This window comes from Frigidibacter sp. ROC022 (assembly GCF_024723735.1).
Classification (GTDB): Bacteria; Pseudomonadota; Alphaproteobacteria; order Rhodobacterales; family Rhodobacteraceae; genus SLM-1.
In genome coordinates, this window is sequence record NZ_JANQDU010000001.1 from 69,009 (window position 1) to 92,230 (window position 23,222).

The following is a 23,222-nucleotide window of genomic DNA, read 5'->3' on the forward strand; positions in this document are numbered from 1 at the left end:
GGCTGGTCAAGCCGCTCCCTTGTGGTCGTGGCGAGCGCGAGCCGCATCAATATCTTCTGACAACAAGGTTGGGAACCTTCTCAAGATTTCCGAGTCATCAAATCCCGCTTCGATGTAGCCTTCAATAGCAGTTACGGGAATTCTGGTGCCGGAAAAGACCTCTTCTGAACTATGAAGCTGCCTTTTCTTGACAATCTCGCCGGCGACATCATCCCGCTGATTCATCTTGCTGATATCTGATCTCGCGTCGCTGGTCACGACACTCAGAGGTATTTCTGCGATGTACTGTTTGCTGGCTATCTCGCGCTTTCTGCTGGATTCTGGTTCTTCAAAGACAACCCTTCTATTGAGAACCCACAGCCTCTGTGAAGTCCACTTCTCGTCTCCAAGGTGCTCCAACTCTTTGGAAACCCGACGAAGCTCATGCATGGGGACACGGTAAACGTTCCTCAGTTGATTGAGGATTCGTAGGCGCAATAGATCCCTGAACGAATAAATGCGCGAGAACGTGCGTGCGCCTTTGTTGAGGTATTCGGGTTGGATGAAACCGGTTCTGTTCCAGCTTCTCAATTGACCAACGGTCAGTCCGGTCAGCCTGGAAACCTGATCTTCGCTAAATGCCGAAACAGTATTAGACATCTTTGTTGCCTTGAGTCTTAGAAATACGTTTGACTGCCTTCTTAAACGCTTTCTCCGCCTTTGTGACGGTTAGTTTGCCAGCGTTGATCATGTCTCGCACGGCCCTTTCGATTCTGGCCGGCCGCTTTTTCTGGCTTGCATTTTTCCTGCTTCGTCATTGGGCACCAGCTGTGTGGTTGGTCAGGCGCTTTTCCGACGATGCCGATCAGCGCATTGTCTGCGCGCTCGGTGTCGCCAGTCCCCAAAGCCTGACGGTTGTGGAAACGGAAGTCAAATTCGGCAAGATGTCTGTCCCCGGCTCAGGCGTGGCAGGTGGCGCGGCCGGGCGGGGCGGGACCGGGGCTGATTCCCGAAAGGTTTGATTAACCATACTGGCGTCCCCACGGGATGCCTGTTTGATATCAATGGCTTGACCCCCCGTCCCCATGGGGACACCGGCTCCGGGCCGAAAAATCCGCCGATCCGCCAAGGATTGACCCCCCGCCTGCGTCACAGTCATTGATATGCGCATGGACAGCGACGACGAAGCCCTTGCCCTGGCCGCCGCCGATGGCGACCGAGTTGCCTTCTCGGCGCTGCTCGGGCGCCATTACGACCGGCTGTTCGGTCTCGCCTTCCGCCTCACCGGCCGCCGGGCCGAGGCCGAGGACCTGACCCATGACATCTGTCTCGCGCTGCCGGCCAAGCTGGCGGGCTTTCGCGGTCAGGCGCGGTTCACCACCTGGCTCTACCGGGTCGTCGTCAATGCCGCGCATGACCGCCGCCGCCGCGCCGCGACCCGGGCCCGCGCCGCAACCGGATGGGGCGACTGGGAGTTGAACCGGCAGGCGGCGATGGCCGAACAGCGCGACGCCGTGGACTGGCTGACCGAAGCGATGCGGGCGCTGCCCGAAGAACTGCGCGACACCGCGGCGCTGGTGCTGGACGGCGAGATGACTCAGGCGCAGGCCGCCGAGGTGCTGGGCATCGCCGCGGGCACGCTGGCCTGGCGGATGAGCGAAGTGAAAAAGCGCCTGCGGGCGCTGCACGAAAAGGAGCAGGGCGCATGAGCGACGAGCTCGACGATCTTCGCGCGGCGATGAAAGCCGCAACGCCCCGGCCCGACCCGGAGCTGAAGGCCGCGCATCTGCGCGCGGCGCAGGAAATTTTCGACCGACACCAAGAAAGCGCCGACCCCGGGCGTCTCACTTCCGATAGCCGCCCGGCAGTCGGGTGGTTCGCAAAGGGAATGGACGCCATGATCCACAAGCTGAGCACGATGAAGGCCACCCTTGCCGCGACCACCGCCCTGGTGGCGGTCGGCGTGGTGGTGATGGTCCCCGAAACCCGCGACCTGCTGACCTCGCCGCTGAGCGGACTGACCACGCCGGACGAGGAGACGCCGATCCCCGCGAGCGGATCCGGGGACGAGGGGGCGGGCAGCGATGCCGACGCCGAAAAACCGGTGCTGGCCGAAGCCGACGACGCCGGGCGCGAGCGGCTTGCCGAAGAGCTGGTGAAACCCGCGCCCGCCGCCAAGAAGGCCGCGCCCGAGCCGCAGCCCCGCACCGAGATCGCCGCAGCCGAGCCGGCCCCTGCGCCGGCGCCCGCCGACGCGGTCCGGCGTGGCGTGACGCTGCCCGGCGAGCAGGAGTCGGGCTATGCCCCGGCCTCGGTCGCGCCACCCGATCCGATGATCGCCCCCGAGCCCGACACCGAAGCCTATGCCAACGAGGCGCCGAACCCGGTCAAGGTGGTGACCGAAGAGCCGGTCTCGACCTTCTCGATCGACGTCGATACGGCGGCCTGGGGCGTTGTGCGCTCTTCCCTGATGGGCGGCTATCTGCCGCCGCCGGACGCGGTCCGGGTCGAGGAGATGGTGAACTATTTCCCCTATGCCTATCCGGCGCCAGAGGGCGAGCACCCGTTCCAGCCCACGGTCAGCGTCATGCCGACGCCATGGAACCCCGGCACCCAGCTGGTCCATATCGCCTTGCAGGGCGAGATGCCCGACATCGCCGACCGGCCGCCGCTGAACCTGGTGTTCCTGATCGACACCTCGGGTTCGATGCAGGACGCCAACAAGCTGCCGCTGCTGATCCAGTCCTTCCGGCTGATGCTGAACGAGCTGCGCCCCGAGGACGAGGTGGCGATCGTCACCTATGCCGGGTCCGCCGGGCAGGTGCTGGCCCCGACCAAGGCCGCCGACAAGGAGAAGATACTTGCGGCCCTGACGCATCTGACCGCCGGAGGCTCGACCGCCGGGCAGGCCGGGCTGGAACAGGCCTATGCGGTGGCCGAGAGCATGACCGCGGATGGCGAGGTGAGCCGCATCCTGCTGGCCACCGATGGCGATTTCAACGTCGGGATATCGGATGTCGAGGGGCTGGAAGACTATATCGCCCGGAAGCGCGAGAGCGGCACCTACCTGTCGGTTCTGGGCTTCGGCCGCGGCAATCTGGACGACGCGACGATGCAGGCTCTGGCGCAGAACGGCAATGGCACCGCCGCCTATATCGACACGCTGAGCGAGGCGCGGAAGGTGCTGGTCGACGAGCTGACCGGTGCGCTGTTCCCGATCGCCGATGACGTGAAGATCCAGGTCGAATGGAATCCCGCCACGGTCGCCGAATACCGGCTGATCGGCTACGAGACCCGCGGCCTGCGCCGCGAGGATTTCAACAATGACAAGGTGGATGCCGGAGAGATCGGCGCCGGTGTGCAGGTCACCGCGATCTACGAGGTGACACCTGTCGGCAGCCCGGCGATCCTGAACGATCCGCTGCGCTACCAGCCCGAGACTGTCGCGGCGGGCGATGCCGAAGAGCTGGGCTTCCTGCGGCTGCGCTACAAGAAACCCGGCGAGGACAGCTCGATCCTGATCGAGACGCCGATCCCGGTGACAGCGGCCGAGGCGGGCGACGAACAGCGCTTTGCGGTGGCTATTGCCGGCTTTGGCCAGCTGCTGCGCGGTTCGACCTATCTGGGCGACTGGACCTATGCCGATGCCATCGCCTTGGCCAATGGCGCCAAGGGGGCGGACGAATTCGGCTACCGGGCCGAGGCGGTGTCGCTGATGCGGCTGGCCGAGAGCCTTTCGGGGAACTGAGCAGGGCCGGGGGCGGGCCTTCCCATCCCGTTTCTCCCACGCCTCCCCGATGGGGCGTCTTCCTCCCGCAGGCGCCCCGATCCGGCGCGCGACCCGTCCCGGTCGCGCGTCGTTTCTTCACACAGGCTTCACAGAGCTGTGACAAAGCCCGGCGAAAGCGGGCGGACAGACAATTCTCTCGGGGGACCCCATGTTCAGAACGTCACTTGCCACCGTCTCGGTGCTGGCACTTGCCTGCGGTGCCGGCCTTGCCGAGACCGCCTTCAACCGCATCTCCTCCTTCCCGGTCGCCAGCAATGCCGGCCCCGGTGACGATCCGGCCGCCGAAACCTCGTCCGAAATCATCTCGGCCAGCAAGGACGGGATGACCCTTGTCTATACCGATAGCCCGGCGGGGGTGATCGGCATGGTCGACATCACCGATCCGGCGGCGCCGAAGCCGCTGGGCCGGGTCGCAATGGGCGGTGAGCCGACGTCGGTCAAGGTCTTCGGCGCGACCGCCATGGTCGCGGTGAACACTTCGGAAAACTATGTCGATGTCGGGGGTAAGCTGGTCGCGGTCGAGATCGGCAGCGGCAAGGAACTGGCCTCCTGCGACCTGGGCGGCCAGCCGGATTCCATCGCCGGGGCCCGCGACGGCAGCTTTCTGGCCATCGCCATCGAGAACGAGCGCGACGAGGATCTGAACGGTGGTGCGCTGCCGCAGATGCCGGCCGGGTCGCTGGTGATCCTGCCGGTGGCGGCCGGGCTGCCGGAATGTTCCGCGATGAAGGTGGTCGATCTGACCGGCCTGGCCGAGATTGCCCCCGAAGACCCCGAGCCGGAATTCGTCGATGTGAACGGGTCGGGCGAGATCGTCGTGACGTTGCAGGAAAACAACCACATCGTGGTCGTCGGCGCCGATGGCACGATCCTGTCGCATTTTCCTGCCGGAACCGTGGACCTGACCGGGATCGATGCCACCGACGAGAAGGCCGCGCTGATCTTCGACGAGGATCAGCCGGGGCGCCGGCGCGAGCCGGATGCGGTGCGCTGGCTGGATGACACGCATCTGGTGACCGCCAACGAGGGCGATTATCAGGGCGGTTCGCGCAGCTGGACGATCTTTGCCAAGGACGGCACCGTGGTGCATGAGGATGGCGGCGCCCTGGAACGCGCGGTGATCCGGATCGGCCATTACCCCGATCGGCGCTCGGACGCCAAGGGGATCGAGCCGGAAGGCATGGAGGTCGGATATTACGACGGTGTTCCGATGATCTTCGTCGGCGCCGAACGGGCCAGCGTGGTCGGTGTCTATGACGCGACCGACCCCGCCGCGCCGGTGCTGAAGCAAATCCTGCCTTCGGGCATCGGGCCGGAGGGGCTGCTGGCGATCCCCGAGCGCGGGCTCTTCGTCACCGCCAATGAAACCGATCTGGGCGAGGATGGCGCGGCGCGCAGCCATGTCATGATCTACGCCCTGCAGGACGGGGCGCCGGCCTATCCGATGCTGACCTCGGAAGGCATGGAGCCGCTGACCGGCTGGGGCGCGATCTCGGGCCTGGTGGCCGAGGGCGAAGACACGCTCTGGGCGGTGAACGACAGCTTCTACAGCTACCAGCCGCGGCTGTTCCGGATCGACACCAGCCGCAGCCCGGCCCATATCGTCGAGGCGATCGACGTGACCCGCGCCGGTCGCCCGGCGCAGAAGCTGGACATGGAAGGCGTCACCCTGGACGGCAAGGGCGGCTTCTGGGTCGCTTCGGAAGGCCGTAGCGACCGCCTGGTGCCGCATGCGCTCTATCACCTGAACGCCGGCGGCGAGATCACGGAAGAGGTCGCCCTGCCGCCCGAGTTGCTGGCCCAGGAAAAGCGCTTCGGCTTCGAAGGCATCACCCTGGTCGGTTCGACCCTGTGGATGGCGGTGCAGCGTGAATGGGGCGACGATCCGAAGGGCCAGGTCAAGCTGGTCGCCTATGACACCGAAAGCAAGGAATGGGGCGCGGTGCGCTATCCGCTGGATGCGCCGACCGTGGGCTGGGTCGGGCTCAGCGAGATCGCGGTGCATGGCGACTGGGTCTATGTCGTCGAGAGGGACAACCAACTGGGTGATCTGGCGGTGACCAAGAGGATTTACCGGGTCGCGCTGGACGAGATGGTGCCCGCCGCACCGGGCGGCGAGTTGCCGCTGGTCGAAAAGGAACTGGTCCGCGACCTGATCCCCGATCTGAAGGCGACCGGCGGCTTCGTGCTCGACAAGGTCGAAGGTCTGGCGATCACCCCCGAGGGCACGATCTGGGTGGCGACCGACAATGACGGAGTCGATGACCACAGCGGCGAGACGATGCTGTTCACGGCCGGAACCGCCGACCAGTGATCCCCGGACAACCGGAAACGGAACAGGGCGCCCCGCGGGGTGCCCTGAACCTTTGTCACAGTCGGGGATCCGGAACGAATCAGTTGACGCTGGCAGCCTCTTCGACCGCCTCGGCCTCCACCGTCTCGCCGGTGCTCTTCGGCCCGGCAATGGCGATGCGGCGCGGTTTCAGCGCCTCGGGAACCTGACGTACCAGATCGACATTCAGGAGCCCGTGCTCATGGCTGGCGCCGGTCACGTTTACATGGTCGGCGAGGGTGAAGCGGCGTTCGAAGGCGCGGTTGGCGATCCCGCGATGCAGCCAGACGCGTTCACCTTCGGCTTCCTTCCCGGATTTCTCCTCGGACTTGCGGGCCGAGATCACGAGCGCGTTCTCGCGCTGTTCGACGGTGAGTTCCTCGGGGCTGAATCCGGCCACGGCAACCGAGATTCGCCAGGCATCTTCGCCGGTCTTTTCGATGTTGTAGGGGGGATAGCTCTGATTGCCGACGTCGTTCGAAAGGACGCGGTCCATCAGGTTGGCCACCTGGTCGAAGCCGACAGTGGCACGGTAAAGCGGGGCAAGGTCAAAAGTTCGCATGTGGTCATCCTCCATTGAGCGATAACGTTGTTTGGCCGTCCCGGAATGGGACCGGCCCTGGTTTCGTCGGGCCCGTCAGTGGCACCCGACATCATCGAGATAGGAAGCGGTTTGCGGCGGTTCAAGACCCCTTGCGAGCTGCGTCGCAGGGCGGTGGCACATGCCGGGGCGGCGCGGCTCAGGGCCGGACGAACTTGGCCCCCGACACGGTGCGGTCGCTGTCCAGCATCAGCCGCCGGACATTGGGCGCCTCGGTCGGAACCCGGTCGTCGGCATGGTCTATCATTGTGCGCAGATCGGCCAGCGGACCTTCCAGATCGGTGCCCAGGGCCACCTTCTGACCATCGGTCTCGGCCTTGGCCGAGATCACCGAGACGACATGCGGGGTGCCGTCCTCGAGCACGAAGACCGGTGAGCCGGAGGACCCGAAATCGATGTCGCAGCTCAGCACCAGAACCCCGGATTGCCGGGCCAGAACCCGGCACTGATCCTGCAACGAGGGGCTATCGGCCCGGTCGAAGGCATAGGAGACCACGCCGACGGCATCCCCTTCGTGCGGCCGCCCCTCGGTCAGGAAAGGCACGACCGATCCGTTCGACACCGGCTGGGTCAGTTTCAGCAGCGCCAGGTCATGGGCGATGCGGCGGTTGCCCTCGGGCTCGCCCTTGAAGTCGGGATGCGCGATGGCCTGCGCGACCGAGCGGGTGGCGGTGGCGCGGCCGTTGCGCCAGCCGGCCAGAAACCGGATGTCGCCGGTCGCAAAGGGCTTGCCGGTCTCGTCGAACAGGCAATGCGCCGCGGTCAGCACCAGATCGGCCGAGATCAGGCTGCCGGTGCAGAAGGCCCGGCCGCCGAATTCGATCCGCCCGACCGCCTCGAAACCGCGGCTGTCGGCGCCGGTCAGCAGCGTCTTGAGCGCTGCGTCCGATTGCGCCTTGCCGCCGAACAGCAGGATCGCCAGCACGGTCAGTTTGAGAAGTAGCCGCATGTGGTCTTCTGCCCAGATGGATCGTTGCTTGCCCGGATAGTGGCCCAGTCGGGCCGGATTATGTCGGCATTTTGATCAAAGCGGGCGGCTTGGGCCCGCCGCTCGCCCAGTCGAGCAGCTGCACGGTATGGACCACAGGCACCCCGGTGCCCTGGCCGATCTGCATCATGCAGCCGATATTTCCCGCGGCGATGACCTGTGGTTGCCGCGCCTCCAGCGTCGCCACCTTGCGCCGCCGCAGCTCGCCCGACAGCTCTGGCTGCATCAGGTTGTAGGTTCCCGCTGAGCCGCAGCACAGATGGCTGTCGACGGGTTCGACCACCTCGAATCCGGCCGCCTTCAGCAGGGCCTTCGGCGCATCCTTGATCTTCTGGCCGTGCTGCAGCGAGCAGGCGGCGTGATAGGCGACCCGAATGCCCCGTGCCGGGGCCGGAGCGCGGTCGGCGGACAGCTGTTCCAGCACCTCGCTCACGTCCCGCGCCAGCCCCGCCACCGTCGCGGCGTCCCCGGCCAGCGCCGGATCGTTGCGGAACATGTGGCCGTAGTCCTTGACGGTCGTGCCGCAACCCGAGGTGTTGATCACCACCGCATCCAGCCCCTCGCCGCGCACCTCGGCCATGAAGGCGGCGATGTTGCGGGCGGCGGCGCGGTGGCTGTCGGCCTCGCGGCCCATGTGATGGGTCAGCGCGCCGCAGCAGCCCTGGCCCCGGGCAATCACCACCTCGGCGCCGAGCCGGGTCAGCAGCCGGATCGTCGAATCGTTGATCTCGGTATCCAGCGCCTTCTGCGCGCAGCCGGTCATCAGCGCCACCCGCATCCGGCGCGGGCCTTCCGCCGGAAACACCTGCGGATCGTCGTTGCGGCTGACCGGGGGCACCTGTTTCGGCGCCATCTCCACCATGGCGCGCAGCCGCGCGTCGGGCAGCAGGCGCCGGAACGGCCGCGCCATCTTTGCACCCAGCAGCGCCAGCCGGAACCGCCCCGGATAGGGCAGCACCCTGGCCAGAATCCAGCGCAGCATCCGGTCCGACAAGGGGCGCTTGTAGGTCTTCTCGATATGGGCCCGGGCGTGATCGACCAGATGCATGTAATGCACCCCCGAGGGGCAGGTCGTCATGCAGGCCAGGCAGGACAGGCAGCGGTCCACATGCTTGACGGTCCGGGCATCCGCCGGACGGTCGTTCTCGAGCATCTCCTTGATCAGGTAGATCCGGCCGCGGGGGCTGTCCAGCTCGTCGCCCAGCACCTGATAGGTCGGGCAAGTGGCGGTGCAGAAACCGCAATGCACACAGGCGCGGAGGATCTCGTTGGCCCGGGCGATGCCGGGGTCACGCAGCTGTTCGTCGGTGAAATTGGTCTGCATCGGATGTCCTAGGCTGCCAGGGTCTCTGCCGGCGCGGGCGCCGGGGTCCCCGTCATTTGCGGATTGACAGATGATGCCGCGTCACCTTCGCTGGCTGGTGCGACATTCATATTGTGAGATTTCAGATGCCCGATCCCGCGAAAGACGCGCTGCTGGCCTTCATCAAATTTGCCAGGCAACACAAGAAGGGGCATCTGGCCATTGCCCCGAAGACCGGAAGACCGCCGCTGACGGTCACCTTCGACAAGAAGAAGGTGATCGCCAGGGACGTGCAGCACGCCGAGTTCCGCTTTGCGGACGACAGGTTTCTCGTCCTGGGCCGCGGGCTGACCCCGGTCCATGTCAAGGGCCTGATCAAGACGTTCAGGGACAACGGGCTGTCGAAATACGACGTGGTCCTGGACCAGCCCCGGGACGACAACGACGACACCGAGTCCGTCGCGACCGAATATGGCGAGCTTCTGGATGACGAGACCCTGGCGGCCCGCGCCGGCGACGACAACGACAATCCCTACGACACCGTCAGCTATGAATCGGAGGATCAGCGCAAGGCGCTCGAGGCCCGTACCGCAGCCGAGGAGGCCGAGGCCCTGAAACGGGACCGCGCCCTGGCCGCCAGGCAGAAGCAGCTCAAGGCCAACATGCTGCTTCGCTGGGAGCCCTTCTACAACAAGATCCAGCGCATCGGCGGCCAGACCCCGAAGATGAGCCAGGACATCTTCACCGTCGAAAGCCTCCTTCGTTCCGACAAGCCCATCAACATCGATTACGTCAAGGGGCTGATCGCGGGTCTGGTGAAATGGGCCAATCACTACGACAGCGAGGACCCGCAGTCGAAATCCGTCGCCGGATCCTCGCAGGACGCCGGGAACGGCCAGCCCTCGCGCAAGGAAGCGCAGCTTGCCGCGCTTGGCAAACGCTGGGACGAGCATGTGAAGCCCTATCTGTCGCAGATCATCGACAGCCAGCCGGCCGAGGCCCGGGCCGGCCTGCGCAGCCTGCAGGCCGCCTTTGCCAAGGCCAGCGATCCGGCCGGCGGCAATGTCCTGCAGGGCACGAAGATTCTGCAGAAATTCCTCGAGATCCGGACCAGGCAGTCGATCTAGGCCGCTCACGCCGCGGCTCCGGCAAAGAGACCGCGCGGGTCGAACCGCGCCCGCAGCCCCGTCACCAGCGCCTCGACGGCGGGCTGCTGCGGCTGCAGCGTCGCGATCCGGGCCCGGGTCTCGGGCGCCGCGCGCATCAGGGTCGCATGGCCGGCGAACGGGCCCAGCCGGGCCCGGGCATCGGTACCCTCGGGCAGCAGCGCCCAGATCAGCCCGCCGCCCCAGTCGAACAGCAGCGACTCGGCCTCGAGCCGTGCCGCCAGCCCGGGCGCGTCCGAGGGTTTCACCGACAGCCGCCAGACGTCCCCTGCCTTGCCCTGGAAAGGCGCCACGTCGCGGATGTCGCGCCAGAGCGCCGCCACCGCATCGGCATCGCTTTCGACCGAGACCGCGCCGGCCGGGGCCAGCAACCGCTCCAGCTCCCGGGCCCGATAGGCGACCGAACCGGCAAAGCCCTCGATCCGGACCAGCGCCCCGCGGCCCGGCCAATAGGCGGCGCCGGTCACGTCATAGGGAGAGCCGAGCGCCGCCGACAGCGCCGAGACCGCGGCCGCCGCATCCGGCACCTCGATCGTGATGGTCGCCGCCGCCTCCGGCCTGGGCAGGACCTTCAGCGCCACTTCCGTGATCACCCCCAGGGCGCCGCGGCTGCCCGCCACCAGCCGGGCCAGATCGTAGCCGGTGACGTTCTTCATCACCCGGCCGCCGTTCTTGATCACCGTTCCGGCGCCATCTACGAAGCGCAGCCCGAGCAGGAAGTCCCGCGCCGCCCCGACCTGAACCCGGCGCGGCCCCGAGACATTGGCCGCCACCACGCCGCCGATCGTCGGCTCGCCGCCGGTGCCCAGCAAGCCGCGATGGTCCATCGGCTCGAAGGCCAGCCGCTGCCCTTCCGCCGCCAGTTCGGCCTCCAGCCCGGCCAGCGGCGTTCCCGCCGCCGCCACCACCGTCAGCGCCCCAGGTTCGTAGAGCCGGACCCCGCAGATCGCGGCGACCGACAGCGGCTCGCCCGCGCCGGCCATGCCGCGGGTATTGCCGCCGCGCACCGACAGCGGCGCCTGCGCCGTCCGCAGGGCCTCGGCCAGTTCGGTTTCGTCGGTCGGTGTCAGCATGGGCCGGCGGCTCCCTTCACCTTGCAAATATCCCGGGGGGTGAGGCCGCAGGCCGAGGGGGGCAGCGCCCCCCTGCGGCACCCGCGGCTCATGCCGCCCTCCGGGGCGCCGAGACGGTCAGCGGAAACACCTTGGCCGGGTTCAGCAGCCAGGACGGGTCGAAGACATCCTTGACCCGCATCTGCGCCTCGAGGTCCTCCGGCGCGAACTGGGTCTGCATCAGCTCGCGCTTCTCGACCCCGACACCGTGTTCGCCGGTCAGGCAGCCACCGACCTCGACGCAGAGCTTCAGCACCTCGGCGCCCATGGCCTCGCAGGTTTCCAGGTCGCCGGGCTTGTTGGCGTCGAACAGGATCAGGGGATGCATGTTGCCGTCACCGGCGTGAAACACATTGGCGACCTTCAGGCCGAACTGGTCGGAGAGCTCGCCGATCCGGCCCAGAACCCTGGGAAGGGCCGAGACCGGGATGGTTCCGTCCAGGCAGATGTAATCCGAGATCTGGCCCATTGCGCCGAAGGCCGATTTCCGGCCCAGCCAGATCTTGGCGCTTTCCTCGGCGCTGCGGCTTTCGCGGAACTCGACCGGATCGTGCTTGCCGGCGATCTGCCGGATCAGGCCGAGCTGCAGGTCGATCTCGTCCGGCGCCCCTTCGACCTCGACGATCAGCAGGGCCTCGCAATCGGGATAGCCGGCATGGGCAAAGGCCTCGGTCGCCTCGATGCAGGGCCGGTCCATGAACTCGATCGCCACCGGCAGCACGCCAGCCTTGATGATGTCCGAGACGCAGGCCCCCGCGACCTCGTTGGACCGGAAGCCGATCAGCACCGGCCGGGCACCCTCGGGCCTGGCCAGGATGCGCAGCGTCGCCTCGGTTACCACGCCCAGCTGCCCCTCGCTGCCGCAGATCACCCCCAGCAGGTCCAGGCCCGGCGCGTCCAGATGGGCGCCGCCGATCTCGACCACGGTGCCGTCCATCTGGACCAGCGTGACCCCCATCAGGTTGTTGGTCGTCACCCCGTATTTCAGGCAATGCGCGCCGCCCGAGTTCATCGCGATATTGCCGGCGATGGCGCAGGCGAGCTGGCTCGACGGGTCGGGGGCGTAGAAGAAGCCGTCGGCCTCGACCGCGCCGGTCACGCTCAGGTTGGTGCGGCCGGTCTGCACCCGGATGACGCGGTTCGGATAGTCGGCCTCCAGCACCGCGTTCATCCTTGCGACTCCGAGGATCACGCAATCCGCCGTCGGCAGGGCCCCGCCGGCCAGCGAGGTGCCCGACCCGCGCGGCACCACCGGCACGCCCATCGCATGGCATTCGCGCAGCACCGTCGAGACTTCCGCGGTCGAACCGGGCAGCACCACCGCCAGCGGCGGGCAGCGATAGGCGGTCAGCGCGTCGCATTCATAGGCCCGGGTCTCGGTCGGGTCGTCGATCACCCCGTCGGGCAGGACGCTGCGCAGGCGGGCGACGATCTCGGCCTTGCGGGCCAGAAGCGCGGAATTCGGCTCGGGCATCTGCATTTGCGGTCTTCCCCCCTGGTGTTTTCGGGTAATTGGTCAGGAATTATAACCAATTTCGGGCATAGGCAAGCGACGGCCTGCCACGGCCCCTCTGCACACTATCGTGACACGACCTTTGCGCCGGTCAATGGCAGGATGGGCCCATGCGTATATTCCTTGCTCTTCTTCTGCTCTGCACTCCAGCCCTGGCCGACCCGCCGCGGATCGTTTCGGCCCGGCTCGACGGGTCCAGCCTGTCTGTGACCCTGCTGCATCCCGATTCGGGGTGGGATCATTATGCCGATGCCTGGCGCGCCGAATTGCCGGACGGGACGGTGCTGGCGACGCGGGTGCTGGCGCATCCGCATGAGACCGAGCAGCCCTTCACCCGGTCGCAGAGAATCGACCTGCCGCCGGACACGGATTATCTGACGATCCGCGCCCGCTGCCTGGTCGATGGCTGGTCCGACGAGACCTTCCGGCTCGACCTGGACTGAGCCCTTCGGGCCGGGGCCCCGCCGGTCCGCGGCCGGTCAGGCCACCAGCATCCGCAGGCCCTGCGTCACGTCGGCGCGCACCGCCAGCCGCAGGCCGGGCTCGTCGCCGGCCCTGAGCGCGGCGATGATCGTGCGGTGATGCTGCGGCACCTCGCTGCGGCTGCGGTGGGCATAGAGCTTGCGCATCGTCGGGCCGAGCTGCAGCCAGACCGTCTCGGTCATCGCCAGGATCGCCGGGGCCTGGGCGCGCAGGTAGAGCGTGCGGTGAAACTCGAGGTTGGTGCGGATGTAGCCGATCGCATCCTGCTTGGCGACGACCTCGGACAGGCTGTTGTTGATGGCCTGGAGCCGCTCGATCAGGGCGCCATGGGCGCGGGGCAGGGCGCGGCTGGCCAGTTCCGGTTCCAGCAGCGCCCGCAGCGCCGCAAGTTCCTCGATCCGCTCGTTGGTCGGGTCGGGGGTCGAGACCCGGCCCGAGGCGGTCATGGTCAGCGCCCCTTCCGCGACCAGCCGGCGCAGCGCCTCGCGGGCCGGGGTCATCGAGACCTCGAAGCTGGCGGCGATGCCGCGCAGGGTCAGCGGTTCGCCGGGCGGGATCTCGCCATGCAGGATCCGGGTGCGCAGGGCGCGATAGACCCGGTCATGCGCCACCGAGGCCGCCGGTTCCGGGCCGCGGGGCAGCGGCGACAGGGGGGCGGGCCGTTTCATGGGGCGGTGAACTGCCAGCGGTGCAGATGCTGGCCGTTCTGCTTCAGCCAGGCGCGCTGGCGTTTGTGGTCGGGGAACAGCTGCGCCACCACCGACCAGAAGGCCGGCGAATGGTTCATCTCGGCCAGATGCGCCACCTCATGCGCGGCGACATAGTCGAGCACCTCCGGCGGCGCCATGACCAGCCGCCAGGAATACATCAGACGCCCGTCCGGCGCGCAGGAGCCCCAGCGGGACCTCGTGTCGCGCAGGGTCAGCCCGGTGTAGCGGCGGCCCAGGGCGGCGGCATGGCGGTCCGAGGCTGCGGCCAGCCGGTCGCGGGCCAGCAGCTTGAGCCAGGCGGCGATCCGGATCCCGACCCGCTCGGGCTCATCCGGCAGCACCAGGCCCTCGGCGGTCAGGCTGACGCGGCGTCCCGGCCCGGCAAGGATCGGCAATGGCTGCCCCTCGACCGGGATGGTGCCGCCGATGCGGGGCCGTTCCGGCGCAACCTGGCCGGCCAGCATCCGGCGCAGCCAGTCCTCCTTGGCGCGGGCGAAGGCCAGCGCTTCCGATGTCGGCGTGTGATCGGGCAGCGACAGCGTGACCCGGCCGTCCAGCCGTGACACCCGCAGCGAAATCCGCCGCGCCCGGCCGGTGCGTCTGAGGCTGATCTCGATCGGCGGGTCGCCGGGAAGGATGGCCTGGCCCATGGGGATTCGCCCGGTTTGCTCTGCGCCCCGGGGGATCGAAAGGATGCCGGGGCCGGTGGCCGGCAGACTAGCCCAGACCGGCCGGGGGGCGCCAGTCCTGTCCGGGCTTTGGCCCGGCATCATTCCGGGCTTTCGGGAAAAGGGCTTTGACACGCCCCGGTGACTGTGGCAACTGGCGGCGATTCAAAGACACAGTGATGATTCACGAGAGGTTCTGGCATGCCCAAGACAGAGTGGGGCACCAAGCGGGTCTGCCCGGTGACCGGCAAGAGGTTCTACGACATGAACCGCGACCCGGTCGTGAGCCCCTATACCGGAGAGGTCGTCAACATCGATACGGCCGGCCGGAACCGGGTGCTGGTGGCCGACAAGGCCGACAAGAAGGCCGTGGTTGCCGAGGAAGAGGAAGAAGTCGTCCTGGAAGACGACGCCGATGACGTCGCGGATGCCGAGATCGACGACGATCTGCTGGAAGACGATGACGACGACGACAGCGTCTCGCTGGACGAAATCGCCGATGTCCCGGGCGACGACGACGACAGCTGATCGATCCTGCGGCGCAGGGTGAACCACGCGGGCCGGTTTTCCGGCCCGTTTTCTTTTGTCCGGCCCCGGGCGGTTCCGCGCCTGCCGATCCGCCGCCCGGAGGCGCGCCCCGGCCCTTGCCGCGCCTGTCCCGGAAGCCCGGAAACCGTCGCGCCGCAAAGCCCGGCCCCGGGCAGAATTTTCTGCTTGCATGGCGCCCGGGCCTTCCCTAGATAGGCGCGGATCGACGGGGCAGCCCGTTCGGTTACCGGTGGGGCCATAGCTCAGCTGGGAGAGCGCTTGCATGGCATGCAAGAGGTCAGGGGTTCGATCCCCCTTGGCTCCACCAATCTCCCGAATTATCGCGCGCAATTTCAATTGGTTACGAAAGCACCTGCTGGCAGCTACCAACTGTGCTAACTAGATTGATCTTGCGTCGGGTGCCCTGCCCGCTGAAAATCGGTCCGTTCGAATCTGGAGTTTTCCGTTAGGTTTTCCTGGCGGGGAGAGGAGCGGAAACGCATGAAGGCGTCGAGGGTTACGGAAGCGCAGTAGGCGTCCATCCTGAAGCAGGGCGAGCAAGGCACGCCGGTTGCGGAGATTTGCCGCACGGCCGGGATCAGCCAGTCGACCGACTTCAACTGGAAGAAGAAGTCTGGCGGTCTGCTGCCGGACGATATGCGCCGGCCGAAGAAGATCGTCGCGGGCCGACGCTTGACCGCGAGATGTTGCAGGACGTGATCCGGCGAAAGCTCGGAAGCCTGGCCGGTTGCGCGTACGGGTTCGCGGGCTGTGCATCGATTGCGGCGTGTCGATCCGCGGGGCTTGTGGGATCCTTCGCTTCGACACCTCGACGTTCCGCGACAAATCCCGGCGCACAGACCGGGCGGCCGTCGAGCGACGGATCAAGGAGATTTGCGAGACAGACGTGCGCTATGGATAATCTTAGACGACCTGCTCGCCGCGGCTCTGCTGTGTTCCGGGTTTCTGCCTCATCTCCACTCCTTGCTGGTTACGATGTGCCAGAAACCCTCTCTTATCAAATCACCCTAAACTGTCTCATTGGCGCTGACGTCAGACAGAACCAGTCCCTTGTAACAGCGCACTTGCGGTTTCGGCGTCGGTTACAAGTATTTCGGTCGTTACGGCTTTGAGTGCTGCGTGTATGGCGTCGACCTTGTGCAATCCTCCCGCTGCAAGGACGACCCGTGGAATCGCCGCGACTTCGTGGGGGGTAAGCGCCATGACACGTGAGTTGATTTCATGATCGACCAGATTGCCTTCCGCATCGATGAAATAGCACAAAATGTTGGCGACCGCCTGCTTTGCGCGAAGTTCGTCGGCGGTATCCGCGGGAACAATTCCGTGGTTGAACACGGTGGCGCTCGGGGCAATCTCGCCGACCGTCAGAAGGGCGAGATCAGCTTTCTTGGCGCGTGCGCGCACGTCGCTCAGAAGGGGTTGGTCCCAAAGTCGTTGGCATAGTTTTGCGCTGTCGACCAGAACCGGTGCCGTGATCTGATAGCTATCGACGCCAAGCCGCGCCGCCATGCTAGACGCGACAATCGACGGGTTGATCCATTGCGAATGGGGCAGGGACCCGACGAGCCCGACGACAGTTGCATCCCGCAACTCGCGCCGATGCATGAACCCGAGGCTTGAGTGAAGTGTGGCACCGCCGCCAACAGCCAGGGTCATGCCGTCGGTCATGGCCGTGTTAAGGAAATTCGCCACGGCATGACCGATATAGCGTTCGATGTGGCGTGTATCATGGGGCGTGGGTACGACGATGGCACTTTCCAGGTTCCAGCGGTCTTCCAGCTGGCGTTCAAGAGCAATCTGTTCTGATGAGGCGGCGTTGATTGTCGTCACCACCACGTTCCGCTCGATGCTTGCGGCGAGTGAGCGGACAACTTTGATTCGGCTGACTTGCAATTCGCCAGCGATCGCTTCTTGTGTCATCCCTTCGACATGATACAGCCACGCGATTTTTACATCGATGTCGGAAGACGCCAGCGGGCCGCCTGTGGCCTTGATTCGTGATGTCATTGCTCCCGCCCTTTGTCCCTTCGCAACCGTCTTAGAGCGTATGGCGCCGATTCTACAGGGTTCATCGGAAGTTCCCCGATCTTCGAATGATTGATCATTTGTATTTGACTTGCATCAAATGTTCGTATTTCCTCTTGTCTGTCCCGATCTCACCAGCGGGACAAAACTGGTGGCACTGTGCCGCCGTCGACAGTGGGAGGATCTACCGAATGATCGACAAATTCAAACTGAAGCGCGCACTTCTGGCGAGCACCATGGTGGCCGCGATCACGTTTGCGAGCGCGGCTTCAGCCGAGAAACTGGTTCTCTACACCTCGCAGCCCGATGCCGATGCCGCAGCGACCGTGGCGGCCTTCGAGGCGCAGAACCCCGACATTGACGTCGAGGTGTTCCGCTCGGGGACCAGCGATCTGCTCAGCAAGCTGGCGGCCGAGTTTGCCGCTGACAGCCCGCAACCGGACGTGCTGCTGATTGCCGATGCCGTCAGCATGGAAGTTCTGAAAGCCGACAACCGGCTGATGGCATACCCGGAGGCCAACACCGAGGGCTTTGACCCGAACGCGATCGACCCCGACAAGTACTATTTTGGCAGCAAACTGATCACCACCGGGATCGCCTACAACACCGGCGCAAGTGAGCAGCCCGAGCATTGGTCGGATCTGACCGGCGAAGCCTACAAGAACCTCGTTGTCATGCCGAGCCCGCTCTATTCTGGCGCGGCGGCCTTCCTGCTGTCGACATTTGTCGAGCGCGATGATCTCGGCTGGAAGTATTTCGAGGATATGCAGGCAAACGGTCTGTCGGCCGTTCGCGGCAATGGATCTGTCCTGAAATCCGTGGCGACTGGCGAAAACGCCTATGGGATCCTGGTCGATTTCCTTGCGATGAACGCGATCAAGGACGGCTCTCCGATCAAGTTCGTCTTTCCGGAAGAGGGCGTCCCCGCTGTGACCGAGCCGGTGGCCATCATGGCGACCGCATCCAATGTGGACGGTGCCAAGAAGTTCGTCGATTTCATTCTTTCCGACGAGGGACAGAAGCTGGCGCTGAGCCAGGGCTATCTGCCTGCCAAGGCTAGTGTCGGAACCCCCGACTGGTTGCCTGAAGGCGTCGAGGTGAAGGTGATGGATGCCAATGTCGGCGAGATCGTCACCAAGATCGACGACAACAAGAAACGCTTTTCTACGCTGTTTGGCGGATAAGGCAAAACAATGCAGCTGATTGCAAGGGACGGTCGGGGCCAGTCAATGGCCCTGACAACGATGATATTTGGCATCATCGCCCTATTTTCCCTCCTTCCCATGATCCGTCTTTTGCAGGAAGTCATCCTGCCCGGCGGAAAGTTCTCGACGGAGGCAATCCGTTCGGGACTGGGCGATCCGGTTGTCTGGCGTGCGACGTGGAATAGCATCGTCGTCGGGATCGGTGGCACCGTCTTCGCAGTCGTGTTGGGAGTGGTTGTTTCGGTCATCGTCACGCTCACCAACATTCGGATGACGCAGACGCTGATCCTGTTCTTCGTCACGCCGCTGATGATCGCGCCGCAGGTGACCGCGCTTGCCTGGTTGCAACTCTTCGGTCCGTCCAGCGCCTTTCTCAACGCATTCGGTCTGGCCCCGCCGCTGGGGACGCCGAACCCGCTATATTCTGCCGGAGGCATCATAGCGCTCCTTGGAATTCAATATGCGCCGTTGGTCTTTCTCATTCTTCGTGCCGGCCTGCGAAAGCTTCCGCGGGAACTGGTGGAGGCCGCACAAGCCGGCGGAGCAGGGCCGTTCCGCGTCATCGGCACGGTTGTTCTGCCGCTGATGACACCGTCAATCGTCGGTGCCGCGGCACTGACCTTCGTTTCCTGTGTCGGCAACTTCGGAATTCCCGCTTTTCTTGGTATTCCGGCCAACTACCTAGTCCTGCCGACGCTGATCTTTCAGCGCCTCGCTGGTGGCGGTCCTGCCGTCTTGTCAGATGTGGCTTATCTTTCGGCGCTTATCGGCGTGCTGGCCATGGCAGGCATCGTGCTTCAGGACTATATCAGCCGTCGCCGCGACTTCCGCATCACGACGACATCGCTTCCGATTGATCGCTACGATCTCGGCATCTGGCGCCTCCCGATGGAAGTGGCGATGTGGATGCTGATCGCCGTGATCCTTGTCTTGCCGATGTGTGGGCTGATTCTAACGTCTCTGGTGCGCGGCTATGGTGTCGTTCTGAGCGCGGATACCGTGACACTCGAGAACTACCGTTTCATCCTGTTCGAACACGCTGCTGCCCGAAGAGCGTTCGTCAACAGTCTCATGTTGTCGGTTACTGCTGCGGTCTTTGCCGTCTTCGTGGCCGTGCCTGTTGGCTATCTGATCGCCTGGGGCAAGAAGAAATGGATAAGGTGGCTGAACTTCGCGATCGAGCTGCCCTATGCCTTGCCGGGCGTGGTGTTGGCAATCGCGTCGCTCTTGCTCTTCCTGAAGCCTATCCCGGTCCTGGGTGTCCAGATCTACAACACGGTTTGGATCATCCTGTTCGCCTACCTGGCGCGGTTCCTGGTGCTGGCGATCCGTCCTACGGTGAATGGATTCGCGCAACTTGATCGCACATTGGAAGAAGCGGCCGAGATCGCCGGCGCCAGCCTGTTCATGCGATTGCGGACCATCGTCTTTCCATTGGTGGCTCCGGCCGCGATGGCCGGCGGGTTGTTGATTTTCATGACAGCGCTGAGCGAGCTTACCGTGTCCGCGTTGCTGTGGTCCTCGGGCTCTGAAACTATCGGTGTCGTGATCTTTTCGTTCGAGCAGGGAGGCGATTCAAAATATGCCTCGGCGCTCTCTGCGGTGATCGTTTTTGTCACCTTCCTCATAATGCTGGGTGCAAACACCTTCGCAGACAAACTACCAGACGGAGTGCTGCCATGGCGGGACTAACCATCCGAAATCTGTCCAAGACTTTTGGCCAGTTCGAGGCACTGAAAGACGTGTCGATTACAGTCAAGCCCGGAGAATTCCTAGCCGTACTCGGGCCGTCGGGCTGCGGCAAGACCACGCTCTTGCGCATGATTGCGGGCTTTGAACATGTGAGTGGCGGCGAAATCGAAATTGACGGTCAGATTGTTTCTCGACCAGGCAAGGAAGTGCCGCCGAACGAGCGCCGTATCGGGATCGTGTTCCAGAACTACGCGCTCTGGCCTCATATGACCGTGGCAGAGAACGTCGGATATTCGCTTCGGGTGGCAAAGGTCGAAGCTGCAGAAGCCAAACGCAGGGTCGATGACGCGCTGGCCTTGGTCAATCTGGATGGCATGGGGGACCGTGCACCGGCCAATCTGTCTGGTGGACAACGCCAACGGGTCGCGCTGGCGCGCTGTCTGGTAGCCGAGCCCAAGCTTGTTCTGTTTGATGAGCCGCTGGCCAACCTAGATGTGCATCTGCGCGCCTCCATGGAAGACGAGTTTGCCGCATTCCATGAACGCACAGGTACCACGGTTGTATACATCACACACGATCAGGCCGAAGCGATGGCGCTGGCTGATCGAATTGCCGTCATGGATCACGGCAAGCTGATGCAGCTTGATACGCCACAAACGATCTATCACCGCCCGGCAAACGAGATGGTCGCCTCGTTTATTTCGCAAGGCATGGTAATGCCGGTCACCGTGACCAGTGCCGAGGTTGACGGTTTCTGTAATGCGACGCTGCTTGGCCAACCGATCCGGTTGAGTTGTGCGCCCGGTGATGGTCCGCGTGATGGAGCGTCGGTTTGCTGTCGGGCAGAGCACGTGCGCATTGCGGAACCTGGCAGTGACGGTATCGACGGTCGCATCAAGCGGGTTGTCTATCAGGGCGGGGCCGCCCGGATCGAGTTCGTGCCGGATGCCGATGCCGAAATGTCGATTCAATTCGATCAACCCGATCCACAGCCCTTCGCAACCGGGGACCGGGCCCGCATTCAGCTGACCGGCGGCTGGTTGATCCCTGCGAAAAGTGCTGACTGATGCAAAGACTGCACTTGCAAGGAGGTTTTGGAGAGAAGGGCCGCACGAGTGTCCTTGTTGATGACGGCGAAAGTCGCGTCATGCTCGATGCCGGAATCAAGGTTGGCGCTCCACCAGAGGACTATCACCCTCAGCTCGCTTTCCCTGCTAACGAGATCGACGCGCTTTTTATCACCCATGCCCATGAAGACCACATCGGCGCACTTTGCTGGCTGATCGGGAAGGGTTTCGATGGCCCGGTTTTCATGACGCCGACGACGCGTTCAGAGATGGACGCGACGCTTGAGAAATATGCCAATACCCTTGATCTTGCCGCACATCCGGCCTCCAAGGCGGCAATAGAGCTGTTCCAGCCCGGCGACGAGCTTTCGGTTTCTGGTCAGAAGATCACGACCGGCCATACCGGTCACGTGGCTGGCGGCGTTTGGTTTGCGGTTCAAAGCGGTGGAAAGCGGACGGTTTATTGCGGGGACGTGGTGCCGGAAAGCGCGGTCTTTCCGATGAGCCAGATGCCTGAATGCGACATGATGCTTCTCGATTGCTCCTATGGAGATGATCGCACCACCTCGTCCGAGCGGGCAGAGCGGATTATCGAGTGGGTCGCGGCGCGGCCAGATGGAAGCGTTCTGCCCACGCCGCTGTCGGGACGCTCGCTGGAACTATTGACAATATTGCCGGGTCGGTTGGCGATTGCCGATCTGATGTATGAGCCGCTCAAGGCCCAGATTTCCGACCCAGAACTGCTCCGGCCGGGTGCTGCGGAACGTATAGCGGTGCGGATTGATTCCGTGCTTCGCTGGAGCCCCGGCAGCGCGTTGCCCGATTGTCCGCTGCTTGTGCATGACGGGATGGGGTCCGCCGGACCGGCGGCCTTGGCGATGGAAATGGCAGAGAAGATCGGGCATCCCGTACTTCTTTCCGGTCACCTGCCCGAAGGCTCTCCGGGTCATCGGATGTACCGGGAAGGCAGCGCCGATTGGCTGCGCCTGCCGACCCATCCGACCCTGCCGCAAAACAAGCTGCTTTGGGAAAGCGCCGGCCGCCCGCGCCTGATCGGGCATTCCTGTGATGCAAGAGCGCTGGACGCCATGCACAGCACCTTACCGGCCTTGAACACAACTGCCGCCACTGGCGGCAGCACAGAAATCTGACTGGAAACATCATGAAAATCTTGATTGCGAATGACGACGGGATAGATGCGCCTGGCCTGGCTCTGCTTGAGAAGGCCGCGCGCAGGTTAAGCGATGATATCTGGGTCGTCGCACCCTCCGCCAAACGTACGGCGGCTGGAAACTCGCTGACCATCGCTCGCCCGCTCACGATGACTCGTTTGGCAGAGCAGCGGTATTCCTGTTCCGGGACGCCTGCCGATTGCGTGCTTACGGCAATGACCTGGCTGTTCAAGGATGACAAACGCCCGGATCTGGTTCTTTCAGGTGTCAATGATGGGCGCAACGTGGGTGAGGATCTTGCCTATTCGGGCACGCTCGGCGTGGCGCGCGAGGCGACGTTCTGGGGCATTCCCGCGATTGCCTTTTCCCGGGTGAAGAACGCCGAGACCGCTGAGAGTGATGCGGACCATTTGGCCGAGATGATTGAGGTGCTCTGGAGGCGGCGGGCTGATTGGGTGGCCGAGGGGGAATGGCTTTCGATCAACCTGCCATGCCGTTTGCCAGCGCCCCTGCGCACCGCCCGTATCGGACGCGACAAGGTCGGGGTCTCCAGCGTCGTCTTGAACGAAGACGGTGATGTGACAGAGATCATGGTGCCGCGCGGTCGGCAGGACAGTTCGACACCGGGCGACGAGAACTCCGTGATGGCGGATGGATGCGCAGCCATCAATCGCCTAAAATGGGCTGGAGAGTCGGTATTGCCAAAAGAGTTTCTTGACGGGTTGGCGTCCCTTTCGCGAAAGGGGTAGGCGGACTGACAAAATACACGAGGGTTGGTGATGCCCTGAGGGGGGGGCAAGTCATGGCGGCGTCGAGCCGCCGTCAATTCCTCGCGGGGAGCGGGATATACGCGACCCAGTTCATGCC

General features: G+C 64.6%; 21 protein-coding genes, 1 tRNA gene and 1 pseudogene. 14 read left to right on the forward strand and 9 right to left on the reverse strand.

Annotated elements, in window-relative coordinates; genetic code table 11:
- Positions 1 to 6: 6 nt before the first annotated feature.
- Entirely contained in the window at positions 7 to 639 is a 633-nt protein-coding gene (locus tag NUW50_RS00325; protein WP_258287058.1) for a DUF433 domain-containing protein, read from the reverse strand.
- Positions 640 to 728: 89 nt separating this feature from the next.
- Here NUW50_RS00325 and NUW50_RS21485 point away from each other — a divergent pair, with 89 nt between their 5' ends.
- From NUW50_RS21485 to NUW50_RS00345, 4 genes are all read left to right on the forward strand, one after another.
- The gene (locus NUW50_RS21485; RefSeq protein ID WP_443135065.1) at positions 729 to 1,001 is read left to right on the forward strand and encodes a hypothetical protein; all 273 of its coding nucleotides are present in this window, start codon (positions 729 to 731) and stop codon (positions 999 to 1,001) included.
- A 147-nt stretch (positions 1,002 to 1,148) separates the two neighbouring features.
- A complete protein-coding gene (locus NUW50_RS00335) occupies positions 1,149 to 1,688 on the forward strand; it encodes an RNA polymerase sigma factor (RefSeq protein WP_258287059.1) in 540 nt (179 codons plus the stop codon).
- Positions 1,689 to 1,867: 179 nt separating this feature from the next.
- On the forward strand, positions 1,868 to 3,727 hold the full coding sequence (locus NUW50_RS00340) for a vWA domain-containing protein (RefSeq protein ID WP_443135084.1): 1,860 nt from the start codon (positions 1,868 to 1,870) through the stop codon (positions 3,725 to 3,727).
- Between the two features lie 190 nt (positions 3,728 to 3,917).
- A complete protein-coding gene (locus NUW50_RS00345; protein ID WP_258287061.1) occupies positions 3,918 to 6,083 on the forward strand; it encodes an esterase-like activity of phytase family protein in 2,166 nt (721 codons plus the stop codon).
- Between the two features lie 79 nt (positions 6,084 to 6,162).
- Here NUW50_RS00345 and NUW50_RS00350 read toward each other — a convergent pair whose 3' ends face one another.
- The 3 genes from NUW50_RS00350 to glcF all read right to left on the reverse strand — a co-directional run bounded on the left by NUW50_RS00350 (position 6,163) and on the right by glcF (position 9,014).
- On the reverse strand, positions 6,163 to 6,663 hold the full coding sequence (locus tag NUW50_RS00350; protein ID WP_258287062.1) for an Hsp20 family protein: 501 nt from the start codon (positions 6,661 to 6,663) through the stop codon (positions 6,163 to 6,165).
- 178 nt (positions 6,664 to 6,841) lie between these two features.
- Positions 6,842 to 7,651, reverse strand: coding sequence for a trypsin-like serine peptidase (locus NUW50_RS00355; RefSeq protein WP_258287063.1), 810 nt, complete (start codon positions 7,649 to 7,651; stop codon positions 6,842 to 6,844).
- Between the two features lie 58 nt (positions 7,652 to 7,709).
- On the reverse strand, positions 7,710 to 9,014 hold the full coding sequence (gene glcF / locus NUW50_RS00360; RefSeq protein ID WP_258287064.1) for a glycolate oxidase subunit GlcF: 1,305 nt from the start codon (positions 9,012 to 9,014) through the stop codon (positions 7,710 to 7,712).
- 125 nt (positions 9,015 to 9,139) lie between these two features.
- Between glcF and NUW50_RS00365 the strand changes: the two genes are divergently transcribed.
- Positions 9,140 to 10,120 carry a hypothetical protein gene (locus NUW50_RS00365; RefSeq protein WP_258287065.1) on the forward strand — a complete coding sequence of 327 codons (981 nt, stop codon included), beginning with the start codon at positions 9,140 to 9,142 and terminating at the stop codon, positions 10,118 to 10,120.
- Positions 10,121 to 10,125: 5 nt separating this feature from the next.
- On the opposite strand, the gene NUW50_RS00370 is transcribed toward NUW50_RS00365, so the two are convergent.
- Both NUW50_RS00370 and NUW50_RS00375 read right to left on the reverse strand, forming a co-directional pair.
- Entirely contained in the window at positions 10,126 to 11,232 is a 1,107-nt protein-coding gene (locus NUW50_RS00370) for an FAD-binding protein (RefSeq protein WP_258287066.1), read from the reverse strand.
- An 88-nt stretch (positions 11,233 to 11,320) separates the two neighbouring features.
- Positions 11,321 to 12,751: an FAD-linked oxidase C-terminal domain-containing protein gene (locus NUW50_RS00375; protein ID WP_258287067.1), complete on the reverse strand. Its 1,431-nt coding sequence runs from the start codon at positions 12,749 to 12,751 to the stop codon at positions 11,321 to 11,323.
- Positions 12,752 to 12,894: 143 nt separating this feature from the next.
- Here NUW50_RS00375 and NUW50_RS00380 point away from each other — a divergent pair, with 143 nt between their 5' ends.
- Positions 12,895 to 13,227, forward strand: coding sequence for a hypothetical protein (locus NUW50_RS00380; protein WP_258287068.1), 333 nt, complete (start codon positions 12,895 to 12,897; stop codon positions 13,225 to 13,227).
- A gap of 36 nt (positions 13,228 to 13,263) precedes the next feature.
- Here the strand turns inward: NUW50_RS00380 and NUW50_RS00385 are convergent, their stop codons facing one another.
- Entirely contained in the window at positions 13,264 to 13,935 is a 672-nt protein-coding gene (locus NUW50_RS00385; RefSeq protein WP_258287069.1) for a GntR family transcriptional regulator, read from the reverse strand.
- On the reverse strand, positions 13,932 to 14,627 hold the full coding sequence (locus tag NUW50_RS00390) for a M48 family metallopeptidase (protein WP_258287070.1): 696 nt from the start codon (positions 14,625 to 14,627) through the stop codon (positions 13,932 to 13,934). Before NUW50_RS00390 ends, NUW50_RS00385 begins: the two co-directional genes overlap by 4 nt.
- Before the next feature lie 219 nt (positions 14,628 to 14,846).
- On the opposite strand from NUW50_RS00390, the gene NUW50_RS00395 reads away from it, so the two are divergent.
- The 3 genes and pseudogenes from NUW50_RS00395 to NUW50_RS00405 form a co-directional block, all read left to right on the forward strand.
- The gene (locus NUW50_RS00395) at positions 14,847 to 15,173 is read left to right on the forward strand and encodes a TIGR02300 family protein (protein ID WP_258287071.1); all 327 of its coding nucleotides are present in this window, start codon (positions 14,847 to 14,849) and stop codon (positions 15,171 to 15,173) included.
- Between the two features lie 252 nt (positions 15,174 to 15,425).
- Positions 15,426 to 15,501: transfer RNA gene (locus NUW50_RS00400), tRNA-Ala, on the forward strand.
- Positions 15,502 to 15,713: 212 nt separating this feature from the next.
- Positions 15,714 to 16,092, forward strand: a pseudogene (locus NUW50_RS00405) (transposase); the annotation flags it as partial.
- 134 nt (positions 16,093 to 16,226) lie between these two features.
- Here the strand turns inward: NUW50_RS00405 and NUW50_RS00410 are convergent.
- On the reverse strand, positions 16,227 to 17,201 hold the full coding sequence (locus NUW50_RS00410) for a sugar-binding transcriptional regulator (protein WP_258287072.1): 975 nt from the start codon (positions 17,199 to 17,201) through the stop codon (positions 16,227 to 16,229).
- A gap of 209 nt (positions 17,202 to 17,410) precedes the next feature.
- On the opposite strand from NUW50_RS00410, the gene NUW50_RS00415 reads away from it, so the two are divergent.
- From NUW50_RS00415 to surE, 5 genes are read left to right on the forward strand one after another with little or no spacing between them, the layout of a single operon-like run.
- Positions 17,411 to 18,403 carry an ABC transporter substrate-binding protein gene (locus NUW50_RS00415; RefSeq protein WP_258287073.1) on the forward strand — a complete coding sequence of 331 codons (993 nt, stop codon included), beginning with the start codon at positions 17,411 to 17,413 and terminating at the stop codon, positions 18,401 to 18,403.
- Positions 18,404 to 18,448: 45 nt separating this feature from the next.
- Positions 18,449 to 20,116 carry an ABC transporter permease gene (locus NUW50_RS00420; RefSeq protein ID WP_258287074.1) on the forward strand — a complete coding sequence of 556 codons (1,668 nt, stop codon included), beginning with the start codon at positions 18,449 to 18,451 and terminating at the stop codon, positions 20,114 to 20,116.
- Positions 20,104 to 21,183, forward strand: coding sequence for an ABC transporter ATP-binding protein (locus tag NUW50_RS00425; protein ID WP_258287075.1), 1,080 nt, complete (start codon positions 20,104 to 20,106; stop codon positions 21,181 to 21,183). The genes NUW50_RS00420 and NUW50_RS00425 overlap by 13 nt, the downstream gene beginning before the upstream one ends.
- The gene (locus NUW50_RS00430) at positions 21,183 to 22,334 is read left to right on the forward strand and encodes an MBL fold metallo-hydrolase (protein ID WP_258287076.1); all 1,152 of its coding nucleotides are present in this window, start codon (positions 21,183 to 21,185) and stop codon (positions 22,332 to 22,334) included. Before NUW50_RS00425 ends, NUW50_RS00430 begins: the two co-directional genes overlap by 1 nt.
- Positions 22,335 to 22,345: 11 nt before the next feature.
- Complete coding sequence (surE, locus tag NUW50_RS00435) at positions 22,346 to 23,104, forward strand: 5'/3'-nucleotidase SurE (protein ID WP_258287077.1); 759 nt, start codon at positions 22,346 to 22,348, stop codon at positions 23,102 to 23,104.
- Positions 23,105 to 23,222: the final 118 nt, after the last annotated feature.